Origin of the sequence: Porphyromonas uenonis DSM 23387 = JCM 13868, from assembly GCF_000482365.1 — a bacterium.
In the GTDB taxonomy this organism is placed as follows: domain Bacteria; phylum Bacteroidota; class Bacteroidia; order Bacteroidales; family Porphyromonadaceae; genus Porphyromonas; species Porphyromonas uenonis.
Genome location: NZ_AXVC01000037.1, coordinates 1 through 6,450, shown reverse-complemented (window position 1 = coordinate 6,450; position 6,450 = coordinate 1). Strand labels below are relative to the sequence as shown.

Genomic DNA, 6,450 nt, shown 5'->3' with positions numbered 1-6,450 from the left:
GGAGGGCTATGCGCCTGCAACGATAAATAGCCATCTCTGTTGGTTGAGTCGATTGATGTACCGAGCCGTCAGTCAGGGGACAATACGCTTCAATCCGTTTGAAGAGGTGAAGTATGAAGTCGTGGAGCGCAAACCTCGTTTTCTGAGTAAGGGCGATGTGTCAAAGCTCTTGGAATTCCCATTGCAAGAGGAAGGAGCAGAGCTAAGCCGAAGAATGTTCCTTTTCTCCGTCTTTACAGGCTTGGCATTTGTTGATTTACGAGGGCTACGAGCTTCGCAAATTGAGACGAACAGCGAGGGGAAACGGTATATTCGCAAGGCAAGACAGAAAACGGAGGTGGAGAGCTTGATACCCCTGCATCCGATAGCGGAGCAGATACTCTCTCTTTACACGAAAGAGAAGAGCAGAGGGGATTACAAGATATTCCCCGATACAATGAGCGACTGGAAGCTACTCAGTCGTCTCAAAGCCGTAGGGTTGGCATGTGGCATCCGTACTCCGTTGACTTGGCACTGTGCAAGACACACGTTCGGCACGCTAACGCTAGAGGCTGGTGTGCCTATCGAGAGCATCGCTAAGATGATGGGGCATTCGTCTATTGCCAGCACGCAAATCTACGCCCAAGTCACCGACCAAAAGATTGCAAAGGATATGGAGAGGGTGATGCAAAAGCTACTGTAAATAAGGGTTTTCCTACACAAGAGATTGGCTTGCTCTGGTGAATAGCGAACTTTTTTCATCGAAATGCTTGCAGTTTCATTTATTTTTCGTACATTGGCTGGCGAAGATAGGAAGGATTCTCAATTCATGTTAGAGATTTTTTGAGATCCCATCTATCTAGAGCTGATAGTACAAGTAAAACTCCGTTAAGAGTATAAGCGTTTTTGAGACTTAGGCAATCTTCAAGATATTGAATAAGGATAGAGAGGATAATGTAATACTAACTTAATCTATATGTCTATGAGAAATTTTCTACTCTTGGCGTCTATTATGATGCTTTCAATGTCGCTTTATGCTTTCTCTCAAGACACCTTCTATTACTATAGAGGTAAGCAGGAGAAGCTGTCAACTGACAGAACAACGGTCGCTGTGGTCTCTTCACGGGATGCTCAAATCAGCTTGCCACCTCTGTCTGCAACTGCGGTTCAGTCTGTCTCTACAGATGACTACCAAGTAACCATTGTGAAATCTAAGGAGAAATCGACTCCGTCGACTCCTCTGCTAAGAAAAGCCCTGGAGAGTAAGTTTGCAGGGAACGAGGACTTTGTGGTCCTACCGTGTTTCATTTCTTCTGAGGGAATGGAACTATACCAAACGTTGGATATTAATCTGAAATTAAAACGAGAATCAGATGTTTCTTTACTCAATCGCCTAGCGAAAGAGTATCAGCTCAAAATTGCGAGGCAAAATCAGTTTATGCCTCTTTGGTACACAGTCTCTGTTACACCAAAGACAGGAAAGACAACCGTAGAGATTGCAAACCTACTGTTTGAAACACATCTCTTTGATGCAGTTTCTCCAAACTTCCTATTTGATGGGCTAGAGTGTTCTTATGATCCAGATTTTGAGAAGTTGTGGGGATTGTACAACGCTGAGTATTTGGGTGTGGATATGTCCATTTGCTCTGCTTGGAATTATGCAACAGGTCAAGGCGTTAAAATAGCTATCGTGGATCAAGGGATTGAGTTGACTCATCCAGATCTAGCAGAAAACTGCTATATCCTTAGCTATGATACAGAAACGAGTTCATCGCCGTCACGAGTTTATGGAGATCATGGAACTCATTGTGCGGGGATTGCTGCCGCTGTGAGAAATAATGGCCTTTTCGTAGCAGGTGTTGCTCCCGAAGCTAAATTGATTTCTGTGAGTAACCGTTTGATCTCCGCCTCTGTTAGCAACCTTGCAAATGGGATCAATTGGGCTTGGAATAATGGTGCTGATATTATTTCTTGCTCTTGGTGGTGTAATCCATCAGAAATGATTGAGGATGCTATTGACAACGCCCTGTTTCTTGGTCGTAATCGCAAAGGTTGTATCTTCTTAAAATCAGCAGGGAATAGAGGCACAGCATCAACTCCAAATGGAAGTTCTATATCTTACCCTGGAGATTATAGAGCTGAAGTTCTGACTGTTGGATCAATAAGCAAAAATGGAGAACGCTCTTATTTTTCCTCTACAGGTCCAGCTTTGGATGTGGTAGCACCAGGATCCAATATATACTCTACAGTGCCAAATGGTGGTATAGCCGACAAGAGTGGCACCTCTATGGCGACTCCTCACGTTGCAGGACTCGCGGCTCTAATTCTTGAGCGGAATCCACAATTAACTGGTCAACAGGTTCGAAATATCATCGAAAAAAGCACTAAAAAAGTAGGGTCAACAAGTTATAGTGTCAACAAGACTAATGGAACTTGGAATAGCTACTATGGATATGGGCTCGTTGATGCCCATAAAGCCTTATTGGCAACCCCTTTAAGGTAGATCTCGTATAGTCTAACAACAAAACAATGTAAATCATGAAACGAATAATTACTACCATCATATGCATTCTTCTAAGTCTATATGGCTTGGAAGCTTATGCCCAAAAAACATCTATCCAAGAAAGTGATAGAAACACAATGGGAACAATAACCTCTAAGGAGTTCTCAATTAGAGTGGATGAAAGAGCTTCATTCGCTGACTTTAGCGTTAAAGTCCCAGAAGGAGGGGATTACTATGTCAGCTTTTGGCTTCTTCCAGCACAACTGCCTAATCACTCTTACACCGAGTTCAAGGTCTATGTAAATGGTGAGATGGTGGGTATAATTCATCCATCTAAATCGAATTGGCAAAGTGCTAGTTTGGATGATGGTCAGACTATCTCCTTAGAACCTGGAGAAAACACGATAACCCTATCCACAGCACTACCCGATGTTGTATCTACCGAGCTAGTAAGCATCGCTAAAACAGCTCAGCGCGCAAGAATATCGGAAGATGGGTATCAAGACTATCTTTATAAGATAGATTGGGTAGACAAAGGACTAAGTTCTTCGCAAGAGATCATTGCTCAGGAAGAGAGCGAATATCTCGCTCAATATGGAGATGCAGCAATACCGTATCTTGCAGAAGATGGTTCTGACTGGGAGATCTCGTTCTTTCACCGCCTTCCTGTTAAGTACTCTTTTTACAAAACGGTGTATTACGAAGAAGGAGACGAACTCAGAATTATAACCAACAGCCGTGATCCTCATGTTATAGATGTTTTCTATACAGAAGGAGGAGGGTTGAGTCGCTACAACCCTGCTTATCAACATTTGAGTTGGCTCGTTCCATCAGAGCTTTCTTCAAACAATCAGCAAAAGATCTACATCTCATTCAAGGAGATCAGAATCCCAAAGACTGGCTACTATACCATCAAGACCAGAAGCTTAGTCAATGAAAAACTAGGAAGTATAAACATCTATATTGACAACGGGTATTTTGACAACCAACCGTTATTCACGGCACACAAATCGCTTACAATGCCAGTAGACAGACGAAAGCATATCTTGATGACACAAAGGCAAAATGATACAGATCCTATTCTCTATGTGGAGGGAGCTGGTAGTTGTCCTGGGCGTATTGTTGCTTATAACGATGATAAACGCCCCTTTATAGGCTCAGATACCGTTATAAACTATATGTTTCCCACGCATACTTTAGATGCAGTAATCAAGGCTCAATATGACATGTCTACATGTGGCTTTCATGTGCAAAACTGGAGAACCTCTTCGACCTCTCAAGCGGGATTCTGTAACGTCATCTACCTCAAGGCAAAGCCTCTATATATCATCTATCCCCCTATAATAACTCCTCAAAATGCTGTCAATGAAGAGGCTAACGTATTGTCTGTAAGTGTCCGTAATGAATACGGCACATTGCAGATTGAAGCTAATAAGGATGTGTCAGCCCTTTCAGTCTATGACAAGATGGGTGTGCTGATTAGTACTAAAGTGATTGAGGCTAAGAGTACTACAATTCCCATCAATGAGCTGAGTGTGACTTCTCAAGACATCTACACTCTAGTATTCTACGGAATAGATGGAGAGGTTTGTAGTAAAAAGATGCTATTATAGTTAGTCGTAGAAACATTAAAAAAACTACGAAACGATATGAAGAAGATCCTATACGTACTTATAGCCTACTTAAGCTGTAGCATGCTTTCATTTGCTCAAGACGCTAAAGAGTCTATAGTCCTAAATCTTTATGAAAAGCCGATGGGAATAATATCTTTCTATCTGCAGACTGAAGGCGAGGTTTCTATTGAGGGCGTAGACTCTGTGCAAGTAGATGAATATGGCAAGTACACTTGTTACTTAGGAAACTTAGGAGATGGAGACGCAGGTCCCTATCTTGTGCAGCCTCTCACCATCTCTGCGTCTAAAATCTTCAGCTTGATAAGCGAGGCCGTCTATTTCACAACGATAGACTTGAGAGACTGCCCATCTCTAAAACGTTTGGATATCAAATCTTCTTTAGGAGAGCTTAATGAAGAGCTTGACCTTTCTGCACAGAAAGATTTGGTCTATCTAGACTGCTCTGGAGGGGCTCTTGTACAACTAAATCTAGAGCACAACAGCAAACTGGAAGTGCTAAAGTGTGCTGGTAATCAGTTAACAGGACTCTCCATCTCGAATCTGAAACAACTCAAAGAGCTAGACTGCTCACAGAATCAATTAACAGAACTGGATCTAAGCAATCTTGATAAGCTAGAGTCAGTCAATGCTACAGGAAACAAAATCCGCTCTCCAAAACTTGGGGGGCTGATTCACCTCAAAAGGCTCAGCTTGGCTGAGAATCCATTGGGAAAGGTTCTGAAGATCGATTTGCCAGAATTGCTATGGCTAAAAGTATCTCGTTGCGGACTTGAGAAACTAGAGCTTGTTAACGCTCCGAATCTTGAAGGTCTCGAGTGTTCTGAAAACAAATTAAGCTCACTGGACTTAGCTAATGCTAATACAAAGATTCTGTTTCTTGAGTGCTTCCTCAATAACATCGATGGAACAGAGATGGGGAAACTGATTGCAAGTCTGCCTAACTGGAGTGATCCCAAAAATCCTGGGAATGGCAAGTGCTATGCGATGTCTTATGGATTCTCACCAGACGAGCCAGATGAAAACGAGAAAAACTTTGCCTACGAAGAAGACGTCAAGAAGGCATTCGATAAGCAATGGGCATTTATGGCTAAGACAAAAGACGGCAAGGAGGTCAAATATGCAGGGCGTCCGCGATCTACCCAACAGATCGCAAACTCTGAGATTGTAATATCTCCGAACCCTGCTACAGATTTTGTATCCATTCAAGGGGTCTCTCCAAATACGGAGGTTCGCATATTAGACCTCTCGGGGAAACTCCTTATTGAATCCTTAGCTCGTAGCGAGGAAGTACTAAATCTCGATGTAAGAGCTATACCAGAAGGCAACTATCTCGTTGTAATCAATGGAAGCTCTCAGAAGCTTGCTATTATTCGATAGAGATAATCTATGAAATGACAAAAGCCCCCCGAAAGTTTAAACTTTCGGGGGGCTTTTATCTTCTATAGTTCTCACTCAGTATTCTGTTTATGTCTGAGAGCCGATAGAGTATTTTCCCTGCAATTTGGGTGTAAGGGATAATGTTTTTATCCCGATAGTCTTGCAGGGTACGAGGGGAAAGGAATAGTCTCTCGCAGACCTCTCGTCCTGTGAGGTAGATTTCTCCTTCAAAAAGAGGACGATGAGTTTGAGCGATACTTCTCACTCGATTCGTCAAACCTTTAATGCCAGAGATGAGTTGCTTCATCTCTGGTGTTTCTTTATTGATAGTTTCGTACTCCATAGTCGTTAACCTTTACGAGTATTAGAGTTAGCGAGGAGAGCTTCCACATCCTCTCGCTTGTAATAGCACTTATGTCCGATTTGGATAAAGGGCAGCACAGACGAGTCCCGATAGTGTTGCAATGTTCGCTTGCTAATGTTCAGTATTCGGCATACATCCCCATTGTGTAATAAGTCAGGGAATTGAGCTGGTGGCGCAAAATGTTCATTGAAACTCTTTGTCAGCTCCTCGATGCACTCTTTCAGTTCCTCCCAAGCGGAGGTGTCAATGGCTGTAAATCTCATTTTGTTGTTGTGTTATTTGCGTTGTTATTACTTTCTGACGCAAAAGTAAGCAGGCTCTTCCACTATTCCTCCAAGCGCAGAGATGGCGGGATATACGAGGAAATATTAGGAAAAGTGGCTCTTGACCACTGTCTGATTGTCCATACTTTATCCCATTGCGTCACTAGTTCAAGCAATCACTTCAATCCATCGAAGTAAAGCAACGCGATCCATAGCAAACGACACACTTTTCGTTAGTGCTATTTGCACACTCATAGAGCCTCTTTTCCTCCAATCGGATTGTGAAAAGGGGCTTTTCGTTGTGTCGTGTCTGAGAAAAGCGATGCACTC

Annotated in this window: 6 protein-coding genes; 4 read left to right on the top strand and 2 right to left on the bottom strand. The window is 42.7% G+C overall.

Translation table 11 applies throughout. The features are described 5' to 3' along the window. The 4 genes from L215_RS0103625 to L215_RS0103610 form a co-directional block, all read left to right on the top strand. Positions 1-682 (top strand): site-specific integrase (locus tag L215_RS0103625; protein WP_027451354.1); only part of this gene is annotated, 682 nt, incomplete at its 5' end. Between the two features lie 279 nt (positions 683-961). Further along, entirely contained in the window at positions 962-2,482 is a 1,521-nt protein-coding gene (locus L215_RS09240) for a S8 family peptidase (RefSeq protein ID WP_052343470.1), read from the top strand. A 35-nt stretch (positions 2,483-2,517) separates the two neighbouring features. Next, positions 2,518-4,095, top strand: a complete 1,578-nt coding sequence (locus tag L215_RS09235) for a carbohydrate-binding protein (RefSeq protein ID WP_044111706.1) — start codon at positions 2,518-2,520, stop codon at positions 4,093-4,095. Positions 4,096-4,131: 36 nt separating this feature from the next. Continuing rightward, on the top strand, positions 4,132-5,493 hold the full coding sequence (locus tag L215_RS0103610) for a leucine-rich repeat domain-containing protein (RefSeq protein ID WP_025883401.1): 1,362 nt from the start codon (positions 4,132-4,134) through the stop codon (positions 5,491-5,493). A gap of 55 nt (positions 5,494-5,548) precedes the next feature. Here the strand turns inward: L215_RS0103610 and L215_RS0103605 are convergent, their stop codons facing one another. Then, complete coding sequence (locus L215_RS0103605) at positions 5,549-5,836, bottom strand: helix-turn-helix domain-containing protein (protein ID WP_025884450.1); 288 nt, start codon at positions 5,834-5,836, stop codon at positions 5,549-5,551. A 5-nt stretch (positions 5,837-5,841) separates the two neighbouring features. Further along, positions 5,842-6,120 carry a helix-turn-helix domain-containing protein gene (locus tag L215_RS0103600; protein WP_025883633.1) on the bottom strand — a complete coding sequence of 93 codons (279 nt, stop codon included), beginning with the start codon at positions 6,118-6,120 and terminating at the stop codon, positions 5,842-5,844. Positions 6,121-6,450: the final 330 nt, after the last annotated feature.

Coding starts and splice junctions, on each gene's coding strand:
- L215_RS09235 (WP_044111706.1), top strand. CDS start 2,518: ATGAAACGAATAATTACTACCATCATATGCATTCTTCTAAGTCTATAT.
- L215_RS0103600 (WP_025883633.1), bottom strand. CDS start 6,120: ATGAGATTTACAGCCATTGACACCTCCGCTTGGGAGGAACTGAAAGAG.
- L215_RS0103610 (WP_025883401.1), top strand. CDS start 4,132: ATGAAGAAGATCCTATACGTACTTATAGCCTACTTAAGCTGTAGCATG.
- L215_RS0103605 (WP_025884450.1), bottom strand. CDS start 5,836: ATGGAGTACGAAACTATCAATAAAGAAACACCAGAGATGAAGCAACTC.
- L215_RS09240 (WP_052343470.1), top strand. CDS start 962: ATGAGAAATTTTCTACTCTTGGCGTCTATTATGATGCTTTCAATGTCG.